Genomic DNA, 17,509 nt, shown 5'->3' with positions numbered 1-17,509 from the left:
ATCGTCAGGTTAAGTCACCCGTCATCACAGAGTCTCACCACCCATTCCGCAACGCGCGACCATGTCGGTTGCCAAGAGAATCCCCCATGTCCAGCCGTTACGCCACCATCATCATCGACGATGACGGCCGCGAGGTCGTCAGCGCCATCAGCTTGTTCGAGAGTGTGCCGCAATTGCAGGCACGCCGTATCGAAGCAGTTCCACCCGGCGTGCGGATCGGCATGGTGCGGGGCGGTGCCGTCGATGCGGCCGGCGGCTTCGGCTTTCCCTTGGCGGGCGCCGGCGCCGATGGCGTGCGTATCGTCCGGGCGGCGCTCAAAGCCCTGCCCGATGCCGGCCCGGCGAAGTGCGGCACGACGGCCGAGGCGAAAACGGCAAGCCGGCCGCGGAAGCCAAAGCCGGCGCGTGCGAAGCCCGGCAAGCGGGCGAAGCCTCGCAAGAGGCCGACGCGGGCAGTCAAGAAAACGGCGAAGCCCGAGATCGCGGCGCTTGCCGGGACGGCGGGGTAGGGCATGGCCGAGGATTCTTTCGACGCGCCTGATGTGGCGGAACCCCGGCCCTCCGGCCGGTCGAAGCGGGCGAAAAAGACGCTGGCCGATGGTTTTCTGGAAGCGATCCGCGCCGATTTCCGCGCGCATGGCGCCGGCGTCATCGCCGAGGTGCGGGCGGACAAGCCCGACCAGTATCTGAAGATCGTGCTTTCGGTTCTGCCAAAGGACCTGCATCTCAACATCAACAGCCTGGAAGCATTGAGCGATGACGAAATCAGGCAGCGCATCCGCGGCCTCGAAGCCGTCCTGCGGCCATTTCTCGAAAGACCGGACCTCGAAGGACCGGGTCTCGAAAGACCCGGCCTCGCCAAGCCGGGTCTCACGAAGCCGGGCCTCGACGGCAAAGACCGAGTATCTGAGCCTGCTCAGGGAACTGGACAGGAGGCGGCGCGCTAACCAGCTTGCCGCCTACCGGCCTTACCCCAGGCAGGCCGAGTTCCATGCGGCGGGCGCGGCCAATCGCGAGCGGCTGTTCATGGCCGGCAACCAGCTCGGCAAGACCAGGGCCGGGGGTGCCGAATGGGCGATGCACCTCACAGGGCGCTATCCCCAGTGGTGGCAAGGCAAGGTGTTCGACACGGCCGTGCGGCTGTGGGCGGCCGGCGTCACCGCCGAGGGCACGCGCGACAATCCGCAGCGCATCCTGGTCGGCCCGCCGCAGCAGCCGGCGGCCTGGGGCACCGGCATGATCCCGGCCGACGCGATCGTCAGCACCATCATGGGGCGCGGCGCGCCGCACGGGCTGGACAGCGTCGTGGTGCGCCATGGCGGCGGCGGCGATGTCCAGGCCGATGAATCGGTGCTGTCGTTCAAGAGTTTTGAGAAGGGCCGCGAGAAATGGCAGGGCGAAACGCTGCACGGCGTGTGGTTCGACGAGGAACCGCCGCTCGACATCTATTCCGAGGGCCTGACCCGCACCAACGCCACCGGCGGCATCACCATCGTCACCTTCACGCCGCTGCTCGGCATGTCGGAGGTGGTGCTGCTGTTCTTGTCGGCGGCGGAGGTGGAGGGGATGGGGAGGTGATGACGTCTCAGGCCTTGGGTTCCTCGCCCCACGGAGTGGGGAGAGGTGGCCGCGAAGCGGCCGGAGAGGGGACTTTCGTAAGGTGCCAGCTCAACAAGGTGGGATTCGCTTCGTCTGGCTACGTCTGCGCCATTCCCCCTCTCCGTCTCGGCTTCGCCGAGCCACCTCTCCCCCATCAAGAATGGGGGCGAGGAACTCAAGCTCTCCAAAGGCAATGCCATGACCCGCCACGTCACCTTCATGACCATCGACGATGCCGAGCACTACACGCCTGAGCAGCGCGCGGCGATCGCTGCCGCCTATCCCGCGCATGAGCGCGAGGCGCGGGCCAAGGGCATTCCGGTGCTCGGCTCCGGCCGCATCTTTCCGATTGCCGAGGAACTGATCGCCTGCGAGCCATTTCGCCTGCCGCGCTATTGGCCCAGGCTCGGCGCGCTCGATTTCGGCTGGGACCATCCGTCGGCCGCGGTCGAGCTCGCCTGGGATACCGAGTCCGATGTCGTCTATCTCGCCAAAGCCTGCCGCGCCTCGCAGCAGACGCCGGCCATGCAGGCGCTGACGCTCAAACCGTGGGGCGAGTGGCTGCCCTGGGCCTGGCCGCGCGACGGCCGCCGCGAGACGCTGGAAGGCGCGGGCGTAGCACTGGCCCGGCAATATGCGGCGCATGGGCTGAACATGCTGGCCCGCCACGCGCAGTTCGCTGACGGCTCCGTGTCGGTCGAGGCCGGGCTGATGGAGATGCTCGACCGCATGCAATCAGGCCGCTTCAAGGTGTTTTCGACGCTTCTGCCCTGGTTCGAGGAGTTCCGCCTCTACCACCGCAAGGACGGCCAGGTGGTGAAGCTGCGCGACGATCTGATGGCCGCGACACGCTATGGCGTGATGATGCTGAGGGAAGCCGTGGTCGATCCGGCGGAGTTTCGGACGGCAAGGCGGAGGCCGGGGCAGAGCGATCCGCTGGGGGCGTTTCGGTGAAGAGGGCAAACCCAATCACTCCGACCGACCGAGTTCGGACCCATTGCGGACGTAGAGGGGCGCTTGCTTGGACGTGGTCGCGGACTTATTCTGAAAGTTTCGCGGGCCTGCCCCAGCGTGCAACCGGGGTGAAGCGCCCGGCGACACAGGGAGGTTATCATGAAAATCGCATCGATATTTGCAATCGGCTGCATCGGATTCTGCGGAATCGCTTCCTTTGCCTTGGCAGAGGATGCGCACACAATGGTCGCTCCCAATGATGTTAAATGGGCTCCGGCCCCCAAAGTGCTTCCTGCCGGAGCAGAAGCGGCGGTTTTGTTCGGCGATCCCACCAAGGAAGGTTTGTTTGCCCTTCGGCTCAAAGTGCCGTCTGGGTATGCGATCCCACCGCATACCCATCCTGCGGATGAGGTGGTCACAGTCATATCAGGGACTACTAATCTTGGAATGGGCGAAACCGCCGATCGGAGCGCCGCCAAGGCACTGCCTGCGGGCAGTTTCTTCGCGCTGCCGCCCGGCACGGCGCATTTCGTTTACTTCGACGAGGAGACCGTCGTTCAAATCACCACCAATGGCCCGTGGGGCCTCAAGTATGTCAATCCGGCGGACGATCCTTCAAAGACGCAATAGCCAGCCGCGGGCTTGAAGGCCAACTGCCCCCGCCGCCGAGCGCGGCGGGGCGCCGGTGTCAGCAACCGTGAGGCGGCCCAATGTAGCCCTTCTGCTTGACCGCCCGCCTGCTCGACCGGAAAGGCCAGCGCTGCCCATGGCCTCCTCATGACCCACCGCATCATCCCCGCCACGCTGCGCGACCTCTCCTACATCGCCGCCAATCTACGCCCTGAGGACAAGACCGAGATCGAGTGTCAGCTGGACAACTGGTCGCCGGCGCTGCTGGCGCTCACCGCGCTGCAGGGGTTTGCCTATGTCGCCGAGCTCGACGGCAATCCGGAGGCCGGCTTCGGCGCCGCCGAGCAGCGGAGCGGGCTGTGGATCGCCTGGAGCTGGGGCACGCGCCGCATGCGGCGTTGCGTGCCTGGGATTACGCAGTTCTTTCACGCTGTGCTTGGCCCGCAAGTTGCCGCGCGCGGTGCTTTCCGGGTCGAGGCCCGGGCGCTGGCCGAGAACCAACTGGCGCTGCGCTGGCTTGCCCGGCTTGGCGCGACGCAACGCTGCCGTTTGCCTGAATATGGCAAGAACGGCGAAACCTTCATCCTTTTCGACTGGACAAGAGAAAGCTGGAACCATGTGCCTTTTTCAAAAACCACCCGCCTTGAAGCCGCTGCCGCCGACACCGACCATTGCCGACAAGGACGTGCAGGCGCGCGAAGCAGCGCTCAGGGCTGAGCTCGAACAGCGCCAGGGCACGCTGAGCACCGTCAAGACCGATCTCGCGCCCAGCGAGCTCACCGGCCAGCGCCGCGTGCTTTTGGGGGTATGAGATGGGCGCGATGAAACGGGTGTTCGGGAACCGGGGCGGTTGGCCCTGGTGGACCTGGCGGCGGCTGGCGCGGCTGGTGAAGAGGCGGGGCGGGTGAAGCTGCCAATCTCCCCCACAAGGGCAGGGCAATCGCATATGGCGCTCCCCCTCTCCGTCTCGGCTTCGCCGAGCCACCTCTCCCCCACTTTGTGGGGGCGAGGAACCCAGGCTTCCAAGGCCGCGACCTCGGCGGTTGGCGTTCCTCGCCCCCATGGAATGGGGGAGAGGTGGCCGCGCAGCGGCCGGAGAGGGGGCTGGCGCGGTCATATGCGATTGCCCTTCCCACAAGGGGGAGATTAAGCTCTCAACCACTCACCGCCTTCCGCGCGAACCCCCAGACCATCAGCGGGTATTCCTCGTCATTGCTGAGGTCGCGCCACATGCCGTAGGAGCGCACCGGCCCGCCGATATGGGCTTTTGCGCAGGCTTTGTTGCCCCAGCTGAACACCTCTATGCCAGTTTCCGGAAAGCCGCCTTCGACCAGCAGCTGCTTCAGGCCGGCGGGAGTCCAGCGGTTGTAATCGTGCGGCCTGGCATGCACCCGAAACAGGAACGGCGTCGCCACCATCGCCCAGCCGCCCGGCCTGGTCATGGCGTGGATATTCTCGGCCGCGGCCAGCGGCCGCTGCACATGCTCCAGCACCTGGTCGGCGATCACGATCGCATATTGCCTCTCGGTGCGGTCCTTGCAGATGTCGAATTCGGGGTAATCGACCGACGTGTAGTCGGGGCACATCGTCTTCCAATAGCGGTTCCAGCCGGGCGAAACCTCGATCACAGGCGAAGATTTGCGGCCGTCCGCTTCAAGAAACGCGGTGAACGCCTCGATCTGCCTGATGCGCAGCCAGTTGCGGGAGTCGTAGCCGAGCAATCGCTTTGCAGCCTGTTTGCTGCGTCTCTTCAAGGCACCGGGCAGGCTTTCCGTCATTGTCACATCGATCTCCTTAAGGCCCGCCGCGCCCCCGTTGAACATTGCAAAAGCGAACAAAATTCGACCTGGCCTTGACAATATCTGGGCTTCGAACAGGCGACACCACCTGAGAAAGAATGCCATGACGAACGATTCCCGTGCCCACGATATCCTGTCGCGACAGGCCGAACTGGAGACCGAGCGCAGCCAGTATGAGGCTGTCTGGGAGGCCGTGTCGGAATTCTGCGATCCCGACGCGCCCGACATCTGGGGCCGGCAAGCCGGCGCGGCCTCGCAGGCCGAGCGGCAAGAGCGGCGCGGCGCCCGTGTCTACGCCAACACCATCAACTCGGCTGCCAATCGCCTCGCCGCAGGGCTGGAAAGCCTGATCATCCCGCAGTCGGAAAAATGGCACGGGCTGTCGACCGCGGCCATGAACGACGAGGAGACCGACGAGGAAAAGGAATGGGCGGAAGCGCTGCGCGATTTCCTGTTTGCGCTGCGTTACTCCGCCAATTCGAATTTCGTGCCGGCGACGCAGGCCTGCCTGCGCAATGTCGTGCGCTACGGCCCGGCCTATCTCTATGCCGAGGAGGGCTTTGGCGGCACGCTGATCCGCTATGCCTCGATTCCCGTGGCCGAGGGCTATCTGTCGCGCAACCGCTGGGGCCAGGTCGACACCTTCCACCGCCGCTACGAGCGCACGGCGCGGCAGGCGGCGCAGCTGCTCGGCTATGACAAGCTGCCGGCGCGGATCAAGATGCTGGTCGATGACCCCTCGAAATGCGAGACGAAGATCGCGCTGATCCAATGCATCCAGCCGCGCGATGAGCGCCAGATGTACCGGGTGGGCGGCACCTACCAGTATCTCGACACGGCGTTCGCCTCCTATCACGTCATCGAGGACGAGGAGGCGATCGTTAGGGAAAGCGGCTTCCGCTCCTTCCCGGTGTCGTGCTTCAACTGGCGGCGCTACGAGGGCGACCCCTATGGCGTCTCGCCGACCATCGAGGCGCTGACCACGGTGCGCGAGGAAAACGCCGTGCGCCGCTCGGGCCTCAGGGCGCTGCAGCAGATCACCGATCCGGCGACCGCGTCGAAGGCGCGGCTCGACTATGTGCCGGTGCTCAATCCCGGCGAGAACTATCCCGGCCTGATCGACGATCAGGGACGGCCGCTGATCGCGCCGATCGCCACGGGGCAGAACCCGACCTACGCGTTCAACTACGCGGAAAGCCGGGCCGAGGAGATCCGCGACATGATGTTCGTCAACCTGTTCCAGACGCTGGTGCAGAACCCGCAGATGACGGCGACCGAAGCCTTGATCCGGCAAGAGGAGAAGGGCGCGCTGCTCGGGCCGTCCGGCTCGATCATCCAGGCCGGTTTTGCCAGCAATCTCGACCGCGAGCTGGGCATCCTGGAAGACAAGGGATTGTACGAGGAAGACAGCCGTTTCCTGCCGCCGGCGAGCCTTGCCGGCAAGGCGGTACGACCGACCTTCACCGGCCCACTCGACGTGCTGCGCCGCTCGGCCGAGGCGCGCGACACCATCCAGGTGGTCACCACCGCCATGCAGATGGCGCAGTTCGACCCCGGCGTCATGGACAATATCGACGGCGACGAGGCGCTAAAGATCGTGCAGAGCGCCGGCCGCAGCCCGCAGCGCATCTTTCGCGCCAGGCAAGAGGTGGCGGGCATCCGAGACGCCAGGGCCAAGGCGCAACAGGCGCAGGCCGGCATGGCGGCGATCGCCACCGCCGGCAAGGCCGCCAGGGACGCCGTGCCGGCGGCCGTGCAGGCGCGCGACAGCGGCTTGCTTGATGGGCTCGGCGGGCTGATGCCGCAGGGTGCGGAAAGCGTGCAGGGCGGGCAGGGCGCATGAGCCGGAAACGCTTTGCCCATGCGAGCCAGGCCGGCGGCCCGGCCAAGGCGCAGGACGCGCTGACCAAGGCGTATCTCAGGGTCTTTTCTGGACAGGACGGCGAGATGGTGCTGGCCGATCTGACGGCCGCCACCGGCTATTACCGCCGCCCCTCCTACGGCGAATGGCTGGCCAGGACCAGAACGCCGAACGGCTTCGAACTGCACAGCGCGCTGAGCAATGCGCGGGCCGAAGTGGTGCAGCACATTATGGGGTTCCTGACGCTGGACGAGGCGCAACTGGCGGCGCTGGAGAAGGCGGCGAGGGCGGAGGAGAGGTAGGGCTGGCTAGTCAGGCTGGCGCTTGAACACCTCCTCTGGCCTGCCGGCCATCTCCCCCGCAAGGGGGGAGATTGGATGCCGTCACCGTTTTCGCCAATCGTCAACGTTGCAAGATTGGCGGCTGCGGCGAAGCCGCTGATCTCCCCCCTTGAGGGGGAGATGGCCGGCAGGCCAGAGGGGGGTGCTGTCCCATAGCCTTGCCGCGTTTGCAGCCCGCTACGCTCAATAATCGCCGCTGTAGTAGCGGTCGTCGCAAGGCGCGGTGTAGATGCGGCCGCTGTTGCGGTCCTGGTAGCGACAAAGCTGTTCGCCGCGCCGCTGCGGTGTGGTCGCGCTGCCGACGACCGCACCCAGAAGGGCACCGCTGGCTGCGCCGATAACCGTGCTCTTGGTGTTGCCGCCGATCGCCTGACCGACGAGCGCGCCGCCCGCGCCGCCGACCAAAGCGCCCGTGGTGGCTCTTTGCTGCCCTTCGGTCTGCGCACACCCAGCCAGAACGGCAGTCAGAAGCGCGGCGGCAATGGCTTTCTTGATCATGTAAAAGTCCTCCTTTGAAGCCCAAAAGGCCGAATACCTTGCCAAGTGCGGGCGCATTGCGGCGGAACAGGGGCACCATACCTCACGAAATGAGACATGGTTTCTTTCGTCTTGATGACCGAGGCCTTGCTCGGAAAGATCATAGTCAAACAAGGCGGTAGAGCCTCATCTTGAATGGACCTGCGGAGCGCTACGCCGCCTCGATCTGCATTACCTTTTTCGCGGCGGCGGTCAGAAATCCGGATCGGCTGTAGCCGTGGCGTTCTGCATAGTGGTCGATTTGATTGAGGACGTCCTCCGGAATGGTGACGTTGACGCGCACGACCTTCGTTGCTTCGGTTTTCAAGGCAACCAGGATGGCGACACCGCTCAGATTGTCCTTGTCGGACATCACTTCCTCCAGGGAGGACGGTTCGGGAATGGCTTCGCCATCCTCGACCAGGCCCTCGACATGAAAGGCCAGTGCTTCCTCCGCCATGGCGCGGGCGTCGTCCAGGTTAACGCCGGCCGTGACCACTCCCGGAAAATCGGGAAAGGACACGCCGAAGTCGCTGTCCGCTTCCTTGTGGATCAGTCCGATATAGTGACGCATTTCTCTACCTCAGCTTCAGGCCGGATTGCTTTTCGATGCTCTTGAGCGTGCCGATCGGGATGTCTCGCCTGGGATGCGGAACCGTCACGCGGCCCGGCTTGGTCTTATGCTTGAATTGGGCATGACTGCCTTTTCGAGCCACTTCGTGCCAGCCATCCGCCAACAATCTATCAATGACATCGGCGCTCTTCATGTTGTGTATATATACACACTAACGAACTGGAAGTCAATTGGATTGGCTCCGGCCGCAAAGTTCCGCCCGCGACGGGTTGATATTCAGGTGATACCGGCTTGTGAGCGGCGCCAGCGCCTTGCCTTCTCCGACAAGGGGAGAAGGACCAGCGCCTTCATTTCTACTGCAATCAACACAAAGGAATCTTTCTCATGACAGATCTGGCAGACGCCGGGTCCGTGGTGGCGTCGCCACCGGCGGGCAACCCAGTACGGCCACCGGCCAACGGGGACAACGGGTCCGCCCCGCCGGCTGCGAAAAGCTGGTTTGACGGTCTTTCCGAAGGCAACCGCAAGCTCGCTGAAACCAAGGGCTGGACCGAGCCTGAAAGCCTCGATCGGGTTTTCACATCCTATGCGGAGCTGGAACGGCAGCAGGGTGAAAGCCTGCGCGTTCCCTCGGCGGACGCAACTGGGGAAGACTGGGACAGGTTCCATGCCCGGCTGCCCGAGGCGATGCGTCCGCTCACATCGCCCGACAAGGTCGAGTACAAGCGCCCCGACGGGCTCCCCGAAGATTTCGCTTATTCGGACGAGCTCGCCAATGCGTCGAAGGCCTGGGCGGTCGAAGCCGGCGCCACGCCGAAGGTGGCGCAGGCCTATCACGACCGCTTCGTCGGCTACATGGCCGAGCAGGCCAAGGCGCAGCAGATCGCCCTTGCCCGCTCGGTCGAGGCGACCCACGATGACCTCGTCAGGGATTGGGGACCGACCGACAGCGACGGCTTCCGCCAGAGGCTGGAGGTCGCCAACCGGGCCATGAAGAAGCTCGGCCTGGTCGATGCCTACAAGGCGAAGGGCATCCTTCTCAATGACGGGGCGTTGACCGATCCGCAGATCGCCAAGGCATTCCACGCCATCGGCGAGGCGATGTTCCGCGAAGACACGATCGACGGCGGCGCGGCCTTGAGTGGAGGCAATCCCTTCAAGCGCAACGCCGCCGGCGAACGCAACCTGACTGATATCTCCGCCCTCGTCAAAAGCGATCCCGCCCGCGCCCGGCGGCTGGCACGCGAGGCCGGCGAGAATCCAGACCTCTGGATGCCGAATAATCCTCTCTGACCTTTGAGAGATCAGCCGCTAACCAACCCCTGAAGGAAAGACCAAAATGGCAGACGCCTATACCCGTATCGCGGACGCGATCGTTCCCTCCGTCTATGCGCAATACTCGTTCGAGGAGCACGTCCAGTCGCTCGAGATCTACCAGGCCGGAATCCTGTTTTCCGACCCGTCCATCGCCTCGAAGCTCTCCATGGGCGGGCGTTCCGTCGACATGCCCGGCTGGAAGGATCTCGGCAACGACCCGTCCGAGCCGATCAATGACGATCCGGCCGACTCGATCGAGATGAAGAAGATCGGCTCGCGCCGCGAGGTGGCAGCCCGCAATGTCCGCGCCCAGGCCTGGGGCATTCCGGACCTGACCTCGATCCTGGCCGGCGACGACCCGCAGAAGCTGATCGTGCGCCGCCAGACCGACTACTGGCAGCGCGCCAACAAGCTGACGCTGCTCGGCATCCTGAAAGGGGTGCTGGCCGACAACATCGCCAATGACGGCGGCGATCTGGTGCGCGCCACCGGCGCCTCCATCGTCGACACCGACATCATCGAGGCCGCCTATCTGATGGGCGACCGCGCCGACAAGTTCAAGACGATCTGGATGCACTCCAAGCAGATGAAGGCGCTGAAGCTCGCCAACCTGATCGACTATGTGCCGCCGTCTGAGCAGGGCGGGCCGCTGATCCCCTATTACATGGGGCTGCGGGCCGTCGTCGACGACGACATCCCGGTGGCGGCCGGCGAGTACACCGCGTTCATGTTCAAGGACAAGGCGATCCTGTGGAACGAGCTTCCGGTGAACACCGAAGGCGGGCCGCTGGAGTTCGACCGCAAGCCGCGCCAGGGCCATGGCGGCGGCGTCACCGAAATGGTCGGCCGCCGGCATTTCGTCCCGCATGTGCCCGGCACCCGCTTCCTCGACGCCTCCTCGGCCGGCGAATTCGCCACCGATGCCGAGCTTGCGCTGGCGGCGAACTGGGACCGCACGGCGTCGAGCGTGAAGAACATGACGTTCATCGCGCTGAAGACGACCGAGGCCTGAGCAGGCTGAAATAGGGGGCGAACCTCCGCCCTATCGCCAATCCCGTTCGGACAGCATTCCTTCGCGCCCCCCTCTGTCCTGCCGGACATCTCCCCACAAGGAGGGAGATCGGCTGTCACGTCGGCTTTCGCCAATCTCCAATGTTTGAAGAAAGACGCCGCCAGGGACGCTGCCAATCTCCCCCAAGTGGTGGAGATGTCCGGCAGGACAGAGGGGGGCGCGACGGATCGCGACCTCAACATCCAATCGCTTTCAGAAATCCAGATCCAATCGCTCAGAAATCCAGCCGCCTCCGAGCGGCTTTTTTTATGCCCGGATTCACCCATGACCTTTGCTCCAATCACACTGACGGAGGCTTAAAACCATGGCCATCACCCCGCTCGACATCGCCAATATGGCGCTTGGCGTCCTCGACGAGGCGCCGATCGACAGCCTTGACCAGGATGTGAAAGCCGCGCGCTTGCTCAACTTGCATTTCGACCTGACGCGCGAGGCGGAGCTGACGAAGCACGCCTGGGTATTTGCCATCCTGGCGGCCTCCGTCGCCGGCGCCGACACCGGCAGCGGCGCGGGCACGCTGAACTTTGTCTATGAATTGCCCGTGGACTGCCTGCGGCCATTGCCGCTGACCCATAATGGCGAGCCGGACGGCGTTCCGATCTCGTGGCGGCAGGAGGCCGGGCTGATCTATTGCGACCAGCCGGGTCCGCGCCTTATCCGCTACATCGCCAACCTGACCGATCCGAACGACTGGGACGCGCTGTTCAGCGAGGTGCTGGTCGCTGCATTGGCCATCAAGATCGCGCATCCGCTGACCCACAAGACAGGCATGATCGACATCGCCCGCGGTGCTTATGACCGGGCGCTCGACGCGGCGTTCAGCGCCAACGCCATCCAGCGCGGCGGCCGGCTCTCGACGTCGTCCTGGGCGGTCCAGCGCGGCGACAACCGGTTCGTGCGCTGATGACGACGCTCTATCCGGTCCAGGACGTTTTCACCCGTGGCGAGATCTCGCCGCGCCTGCATGCGCGCGCCTCGCTCGATCTCTATCGGGCGGCGCTTTCCAAATGCGAGAACTTCGTCACGCTGCCGCATGGCGGCATCAGGAAGCGCGGCGGCACCATCTTCGTCGGCGCGGTGAAGAACGCGGCCAAGACAACGCGCGGCATTCCTTTCATCTTCTCTTCCGAGCAGGCCTACTGCCTGGAATTCGGCGATCAGTATATCCGCGTCTACGCCTATGGCGCCCGTGTCGGCACGGTCGAGATCGCCTCGCCCTACGTGGAAGCCGACCTCTTCGACCTCGCCTATGTCCAGTCGGCCGACCAGATGTGGATCAGCCACAAGGATTATCCGCTCAAGGTGCTGACCAGGACGGCGCACACGACATGGACACTGGAGGATTACGAGTTCGAGGACGGGCCGTATGACGACATCAACGACACCGCCACGACGCTGACGCCTGCCAATACCGGCCATCTGACGCCGCAGATGACCAGCAACACGGCACCGAGCGGAACGGCATCGACCGCAAGCGGCACCGCCAGCGCCTATCAGATGTTCGACCGCGACAAAGTGCAGGCCATCACCCTCGCCGGTGGCTCGACCGGCTACATTCGTTTCCGGAATGCGGGCGGCGCGCAACGTGTCGTCGACGCCTACTGGCTGACCGCGGGCAATGACGTTACCGGCGATGCCGACTATTTCACCGCATGGGAAGTGCAGGGATCCAACGACGGCACCAACTGGGTGACGCTCGACAGCAGGACCGGGGAAAGCGGCTGGGGCAATTCGGAGACCCGCTTCTATGAATTCTTCAACAAGGCCGCCTTCGAATATCACCAGTTGATCTTCACCGGCGGCGGTGGCGGCGATGCCGTGGAATCGGTGGCTGCCGAACTGGCTTTCCATGTCGCCGCATCGGACCAGACGCCGTTCGATTTGACCGCCTCTTCGATCGACGGCATCAACGATGGCACCGGGTTCCAGACAACGGATGTCGGTCGCGCCATCCGGCTCCTGGGTTCGGACGGGCGCTGGCGTTGGGCGAAGATCACCAGCCGCACCAGCGCGACAGTCGTCAAGATCATCCTTTACGGCCATGCCCTGCCGAATCTGAGCCCGATCACCCGCTGGCGGCTCGGCACATTCGCTCCCGGGAAGTATGTCGAAAGCGGTTCGCTCTACGAGGAGCGCCTGGCCTTCAGCCGGAAGTTCTCGGTCTATGCGTCGGCGACCGGCGACTTCGACAATTTCGCGCTGGGCGAGAAGGACGACGACGCGCTGGAATTCGTCCAGGCCGGCGGCGGGCAGGCCAACGACATCGTCTGGATCGCCGATTCCGACGGGGCGCTGTTGATCGGCACCTCGGGCGGCATCCGGGCGCTATCGGGCTCCGGCATCGACGAGGCGCTGACGCCGTCGTCGTTCAAGAACCGCAATTCGCGCACCTTCGGCTGCGCCCGCATCCGCCCGGTCGATGCCGGACAATCGTTCCTCTATGTCACCCGCAGCCGCAAGTCGATCGCCGAGCTGGTGCAGACCTCGGCCAGCAAATTCACCTCCGACGACATCGGCCAGATCTCCGAGCACATCCCCAAGCAAGGCGTCGTCGAGCTGGCGTTCCAGACCGATCCCGATCCGGTGCTGTGGTTCCCGCTCGAAAATGGCGAGCTCGGCGGCTACACGCACCAGCCATCGCAGGATGTGCGCGGCATGCACCGCCATCGCCTCGGCGGCAGCTTCGCCGACGCCGGCTGGCCGATCATTGAAAGCGCAATCGTGACGCCGGGCCAGAACGGCGCCGACGACGTCTGGCTGTTCGTCAAGCGGACTATCGGCGGCGTGACGAAGCGCACCATCGAGATCATGACGGCGCCGTTCGAATACGGCGCGCTGGACGACGCCTTCCAGGTCGATTGCGGCCTGAGCTATTCGGGCGCCGCCGTCAACGTCGTCTCCGGGCTCGACCATCTCGACGGCGAAAGCGTCGACGTGCTGGCCGACGGCAAGGTCTACCACGATCTGCCCGTGGCTTCCGGCCAGGTGACGCTGCCCAGCGGCGCAACGGCAGCGAAATGGCAGGTCGGGCTTGGCTACCGTTGCGAGGCCAATACGCTGGAACTCGATGTCGGCGGCCGCGACGGCTCGATCGTCGGCCGCCGCAAGAAGGTCGCCAAGGTGATGATGTCGCTGCTCGAGACCGACACGTCGGGGCTCGAAGTGCAGTCCTTCCTGCGCGGCCGCTGGGAGAAGGTGCGCATGCCGGGCATCGTCGCGCCCGACGGCCGGGCTGATCTCTTCACCGGCAATGTCGAGGTGCCGATCGACGACAGTTGGGAAGGGCAGGGCAGGGTGAGGATTCGCCACGTCAACCCGACGCCCTGCACGATCCGGGCGTTCACGCCGGTGTTCGACGCCGAGCCTTAGGAGCGCCATCGCCGAAGCTGCCAATCTCCCCCTTGAGGGGGAGATGGCCGGCAGGGCGCTGTCCCGCCGACCTTCAATCAATTGCGTCCCTTTGCTAGGCCAGGTCTTGGCGGCTCGCAGGTAAGACCCCACGCCCGGCGATCCTTCCCTCTGCCCTGCCGGGCATCTCCCCCACGAGGGGGAGATCGGCAGCTGCGCCGACCGCTCCTCATCCTCCTCAAAAAAGGACTCCCTCCCGTGACCACAATCCCCCTTGCCGAAGATCTCGGCAGGGCGCGGACGGCTGCCGATTTTGCTGCCGTCATCGCCTTGCTCGACGTCGACCTCAACAATGTTGCGGCCCGCAAACAGGAACTGGAGCAGGCCGAGGACCGCGCCATCTTCGGCGACGGCGATCTGGGCGAGGTGCGCGCCGCCCTCGCCAGGACCAACGCGGCAATCGCGCTGATCGAGAAGACCATCGAGGCGGCGCACAAGCGCCGCGCGGCCGCTGCCCAAAGCGAAGCGCGTGCCGATATCGTCGCCCTGGGCGAGGAGATCGCGGCCAAGGCCGAAGCGCTGACGCAACGCTGGCAAACCGCCAACTGGCTGATCGAACAACTGCGCCTGGAGCTGTTCGAGGCCGATGCGCTCAGCCGCGCCATCGCCACCGCCAACGGCCGGCTCGACGCCGCCGGCGCGGCCGAGCTGAAGATCAATCTGACCACCATTCGCCGCGCCGCCATGGCCGGGCCGCGCGCAGCGGTCCCCGCCCGCCTCAGCCGCCGGGCGATCCAGGCCGACAAGTTGTTGCTGTCCTTCCTTAGCCCCGGCGGCGCGCTCGACCCGCGCCCGGCGCTCGGCGCGCCGGTCGAAGGCGTCAAAAGCAAATTCATTCCCGTCGCCAGCGAAAGAGGCTGACCATGTGCACACTTGCCCTTATCGGCACGGCTCTTTCGGTCGGCGGCGCGCTGGCCGAAGGCCAGCAGTCGAGGCAGATGGCCGACTATCAGGCCAAGGCCTATGAGCAGCAGGCGCAGGCCGACGCGCAAAGTGCGGCCTTCGAGCAGAGCCAGGAGCGCCACAAGCAGGATCTCCTGCAGGCGCAGGCGCGCGCCCAGGCCGGCGCCTCGGGCGTCGCCATATCAGGCTCGCCGAGCGAGGTGCTGGCCGCCAATGCACGGCAGGGCCAGCTTGACATCCAGGCGATCCAGTACGGCTCGCAACTGCGCCAGAACAACCTCACCACGCAGGCAGCGATCTCGCGCTTTTCCGGCAAGCAGGCGCTGGGCGCCTCGATCTTCAAGGCCGGCGGCAATCTCGTGTCGGGTCTTTCCGGCATCTACGACCCGAGCAAGGCCATCAAGTTCGGCGGGTCGGCGCTCAGTGATCCCTGGGCGGGGATGCGATAAATGGCGACCATCCCGCTTGGCCGCCCGGCCGTCTTCCCGATCCGCAGGTCAATTCCTGGCAAGCTGTGGGTCTCAAGCCGAACCGGTCCGCCCCTGTCGCGAATCGTGCGGAGCAGCGCCCTCTCGACAGTGCTGAACAGAGCGCCTTTGCATACCGAATGTCATTCGTCCTTCCAGACCACCCGCCGCTCCCATCTTATCTCGACCAGTCGCCGAAAACGGATGCCCTCCAATTCCTGCCCGACAGGGTGGAATAGTTCGGCGTTCATCGATTCCTTGCGCCCGCATTTTTCGCAACGGACCTTTGCTCGCACTTCATCGATGCTGACGTTGCCGACGACTTCCCGCAATTCCAGCGGCTTATAGAACCTTTTGATGTTGCAATGGCCGCAGCGAATACGCGCCACCTGCCCGGCGTTGTGGGCGTGCATCAGGGTCCAAGGGACTCCCTTCGGCCATTTTTCTGGTTGCTCCGGCATCCCTTGAAATGAGGAACATATTCCTCTGTCGTCAAGGTAGCTTGACATTTTTGTTCCTATTTTGTTCACTGTAGGCAAGATGGCCCACACCAGGAGGCGATAATGGAACTGCGCCTGAATGTCCGGGGCGCGTCGGACGAAGAAAAACAGCGCGGCATCGAAGCCGCAAAGGCTGTCTTTGCAGCCGCTGGCATTTCGGCAGAGCAAGCTGCAGATGGCATGTTTGCCTTGGAAGGTTGGGATGACGCTAGCTGTCCCGAAGATGGCGAACCTCTTGAAGAGGAAGACAACGCGGCTACGGTTTGGATGGACGCGAACAAAGCCGCGATCAGGGCTTGTTGCGCCGATTGGCCGGCTGATGAAGTGCCGCCGCATCTCCTGCTTGAACTGGTCGATTGAGGGCGAAACATGTGCAACCTGTACAATATCACCACGTCGCAGGAAGCCGTCCGCCAGTGGACGCGTGCCTTGCGCGACATCATCGGCAACCTTGAGCCATCCATAGATATCTACCCAAACCAGCCCGGCCCCGTGGTGCGTAACGCGCCTGACGGGACGCGCGAGCTTGCCAATCTGCTATGGGGTATGCCGACACCAATCGAGCGGGTGAAGGGCAAGGCCGACTACGGCACCACCAACATCCGCAACCCGCAATACGGACATTGGCAGCAATATCTTGGCGTCGAGAACCGTTGCGTGGTGCCGGTGACGAGCTTCGCAGAGCCGAGCCCTACGCCCGGAGACAAAGACCCCGAGACAGGTGTCCAGAAAAACTACTGGTTCGCGCTGAACGAGGAGCGGCCTCTGTTCTTCTTCGCCGGCCTGTGGACGCGCTGGCAGGGCGTGCGCAAGGTCAAGGACGGCCCCGGCGACTTCGAACTCTATGGCTTCATGACGACGAAGCCCAACGCTCTCATTGCGCCAATCCATGAGAAGGCCATGCCGGTTATCCTGACCACACAGGAGGAAACGGAGACTTGGCTGAACGCGCCGTGGTCAGAGGCGAAAAGATTACAGCGCACCGCTCGTGACGATGCCCTCGTGATTGTCGAAAAGCCGGCGACACAGATCAAGTTCCCACAACAAGCGCCGGCTCAGGGCTCATTGTTCTAAGCAATGGTAGTTACCGCCATGGATCACATCATCACGCTCGATAGTCGCCAAGAGGCCGCGCTGCAGGCGGTCGCCGATAAGTTCATTGCCCTCCACAAGGGAGATGCCGTCAAGGCGCTCAAGGAAATGATCGTCCTGAACGGCCGGCTACAGGACCAGCTTGATTCACTCAAAGCGCCACCTCTCGGCAAACGTCACGGATGAGTGACGAGATTGGATTGCCAAACTCAGCGAGGCTGACGCCGGCCGGCATCCAGCATCATGTCTGCGAGCATCAGGGCTGCGGCAAGCATGCCGGATGGGGCTTCGCAAAGCCAAAACAGGCGCCCCGTTGGTTCTGTTTCGAACATCGCGACGACGGCGAGCGATACCTTTGAATATCACTTACGCGGATCACGCTGCGTTGATAAACGCCGCTCAGGCGAAACATGCCTTCTTCAGCGCTTGGCGCTAGGCAATGCCGCTCTGTTCGGCATCTCTCTTCCTTCAGAGCC

The 17,509-nt window shown here is 64.3% G+C and carries 22 protein-coding genes; 17 read left to right on the top strand and 5 right to left on the bottom strand.

Features of this window, described 5'->3' with window-relative positions:
• Positions 1-86 precede the first annotated feature (86 nt).
• From EJ066_RS27665 to EJ066_RS27640, 6 genes are all read left to right on the top strand, one after another.
• The gene (locus EJ066_RS27665; protein WP_126043101.1) at positions 87-509 is read left to right on the top strand and encodes a hypothetical protein; all 423 of its coding nucleotides are present in this window, start codon (positions 87-89) and stop codon (positions 507-509) included.
• Between the two features lie 3 nt (positions 510-512).
• A complete protein-coding gene (locus EJ066_RS27660) occupies positions 513-947 on the top strand; it encodes a hypothetical protein (protein ID WP_245454994.1) in 435 nt (144 codons plus the stop codon).
• A gap of 79 nt (positions 948-1,026) precedes the next feature.
• The gene (locus EJ066_RS27655) at positions 1,027-1,578 is read left to right on the top strand and encodes a terminase family protein (protein ID WP_245454993.1); all 552 of its coding nucleotides are present in this window, start codon (positions 1,027-1,029) and stop codon (positions 1,576-1,578) included.
• Positions 1,579-1,797: 219 nt separating this feature from the next.
• Entirely contained in the window at positions 1,798-2,553 is a 756-nt protein-coding gene (locus tag EJ066_RS27650) for a terminase family protein (RefSeq protein WP_126043099.1), read from the top strand.
• Between the two features lie 159 nt (positions 2,554-2,712).
• Positions 2,713-3,183 (top strand): cupin domain-containing protein, encoded by a 471-nt coding sequence (locus tag EJ066_RS27645; RefSeq protein WP_126043098.1) that lies wholly within the window; start codon positions 2,713-2,715, stop codon positions 3,181-3,183.
• Between the two features lie 147 nt (positions 3,184-3,330).
• Complete coding sequence (locus EJ066_RS27640) at positions 3,331-3,900, top strand: hypothetical protein (protein WP_126043097.1); 570 nt, start codon at positions 3,331-3,333, stop codon at positions 3,898-3,900.
• Positions 3,901-4,337: 437 nt separating this feature from the next.
• Here the strand turns inward: EJ066_RS27640 and EJ066_RS27635 are convergent, their stop codons facing one another.
• Positions 4,338-4,961, bottom strand: coding sequence for a methyltransferase domain-containing protein (locus EJ066_RS27635; RefSeq protein ID WP_126044074.1), 624 nt, complete (start codon positions 4,959-4,961; stop codon positions 4,338-4,340).
• Between the two features lie 124 nt (positions 4,962-5,085).
• On the opposite strand from EJ066_RS27635, the gene EJ066_RS27630 reads away from it, so the two are divergent.
• Positions 5,086-6,825 carry a portal protein gene (locus EJ066_RS27630; protein WP_126043096.1) on the top strand — a complete coding sequence of 580 codons (1,740 nt, stop codon included), beginning with the start codon at positions 5,086-5,088 and terminating at the stop codon, positions 6,823-6,825.
• A complete protein-coding gene (locus tag EJ066_RS27625) occupies positions 6,822-7,145 on the top strand; it encodes a hypothetical protein (protein ID WP_126043095.1) in 324 nt (107 codons plus the stop codon). The genes EJ066_RS27630 and EJ066_RS27625 overlap by 4 nt, the downstream gene beginning before the upstream one ends.
• A 222-nt stretch (positions 7,146-7,367) precedes the next feature.
• On the opposite strand, the gene EJ066_RS27615 is transcribed toward EJ066_RS27625, so the two are convergent.
• The 3 genes from EJ066_RS27615 to EJ066_RS27605 form a co-directional block, all read right to left on the bottom strand.
• Positions 7,368-7,682, bottom strand: coding sequence for a YMGG-like glycine zipper-containing protein (locus EJ066_RS27615; protein WP_126043094.1), 315 nt, complete (start codon positions 7,680-7,682; stop codon positions 7,368-7,370).
• 190 nt (positions 7,683-7,872) lie between these two features.
• Entirely contained in the window at positions 7,873-8,274 is a 402-nt protein-coding gene (locus EJ066_RS27610) for a type II toxin-antitoxin system HicB family antitoxin (RefSeq protein ID WP_126043093.1), read from the bottom strand.
• Between the two features lie 4 nt (positions 8,275-8,278).
• Entirely contained in the window at positions 8,279-8,467 is a 189-nt protein-coding gene (locus EJ066_RS27605; RefSeq protein WP_126043092.1) for a type II toxin-antitoxin system HicA family toxin, read from the bottom strand.
• Between the two features lie 191 nt (positions 8,468-8,658).
• On the opposite strand from EJ066_RS27605, the gene EJ066_RS27600 reads away from it, so the two are divergent.
• From EJ066_RS27600 to EJ066_RS27570, 6 genes are all read left to right on the top strand, one after another.
• Complete coding sequence (locus EJ066_RS27600) at positions 8,659-9,567, top strand: hypothetical protein (RefSeq protein WP_126043091.1); 909 nt, start codon at positions 8,659-8,661, stop codon at positions 9,565-9,567.
• Positions 9,568-9,613: 46 nt separating this feature from the next.
• Positions 9,614-10,603, top strand: coding sequence for a Coat protein (locus EJ066_RS27595; protein WP_126043090.1), 990 nt, complete (start codon positions 9,614-9,616; stop codon positions 10,601-10,603).
• Between the two features lie 364 nt (positions 10,604-10,967).
• The gene (locus tag EJ066_RS27585; protein ID WP_126043089.1) at positions 10,968-11,567 is read left to right on the top strand and encodes a hypothetical protein; all 600 of its coding nucleotides are present in this window, start codon (positions 10,968-10,970) and stop codon (positions 11,565-11,567) included.
• Positions 11,567-14,032, top strand: a complete 2,466-nt coding sequence (locus EJ066_RS27580) for a hypothetical protein (RefSeq protein ID WP_126043088.1) — start codon at positions 11,567-11,569, stop codon at positions 14,030-14,032. Before EJ066_RS27585 ends, EJ066_RS27580 begins: the two co-directional genes overlap by 1 nt.
• 237 nt (positions 14,033-14,269) lie before the next feature.
• Positions 14,270-14,932 carry a hypothetical protein gene (locus EJ066_RS27575; RefSeq protein ID WP_126043087.1) on the top strand — a complete coding sequence of 221 codons (663 nt, stop codon included), beginning with the start codon at positions 14,270-14,272 and terminating at the stop codon, positions 14,930-14,932.
• A 2-nt stretch (positions 14,933-14,934) separates the two neighbouring features.
• Positions 14,935-15,423 carry a hypothetical protein gene (locus EJ066_RS27570; protein WP_126043086.1) on the top strand — a complete coding sequence of 163 codons (489 nt, stop codon included), beginning with the start codon at positions 14,935-14,937 and terminating at the stop codon, positions 15,421-15,423.
• A 161-nt stretch (positions 15,424-15,584) separates the two neighbouring features.
• Here EJ066_RS27570 and EJ066_RS27565 read toward each other — a convergent pair whose 3' ends face one another.
• On the bottom strand, positions 15,585-15,950 hold the full coding sequence (locus EJ066_RS27565) for a hypothetical protein (protein WP_126043085.1): 366 nt from the start codon (positions 15,948-15,950) through the stop codon (positions 15,585-15,587).
• A gap of 54 nt (positions 15,951-16,004) precedes the next feature.
• On the opposite strand from EJ066_RS27565, the gene EJ066_RS27560 reads away from it, so the two are divergent.
• From EJ066_RS27560 to EJ066_RS31545, 3 genes are read left to right on the top strand one after another with little or no spacing between them, the layout of a single operon-like run.
• On the top strand, positions 16,005-16,301 hold the full coding sequence (locus tag EJ066_RS27560) for a hypothetical protein (RefSeq protein WP_126043084.1): 297 nt from the start codon (positions 16,005-16,007) through the stop codon (positions 16,299-16,301).
• Positions 16,302-16,310: 9 nt separating this feature from the next.
• A complete protein-coding gene (locus EJ066_RS27555) occupies positions 16,311-17,015 on the top strand; it encodes an SOS response-associated peptidase (protein WP_126043083.1) in 705 nt (234 codons plus the stop codon).
• A gap of 18 nt (positions 17,016-17,033) precedes the next feature.
• Positions 17,034-17,219, top strand: a complete 186-nt coding sequence (locus EJ066_RS31545; RefSeq protein ID WP_189644380.1) for a hypothetical protein — start codon at positions 17,034-17,036, stop codon at positions 17,217-17,219.
• Positions 17,220-17,509: the final 290 nt, after the last annotated feature.

It is taken from the genome of Mesorhizobium sp. M9A.F.Ca.ET.002.03.1.2 (assembly GCF_003952365.1).
GTDB lineage: Bacteria > Pseudomonadota > Alphaproteobacteria > Rhizobiales > Rhizobiaceae > Mesorhizobium.
The sequence above is the reverse complement of the archived record's forward strand: the minus strand, read 5'-3'. Positions and strand labels throughout refer to the sequence as shown.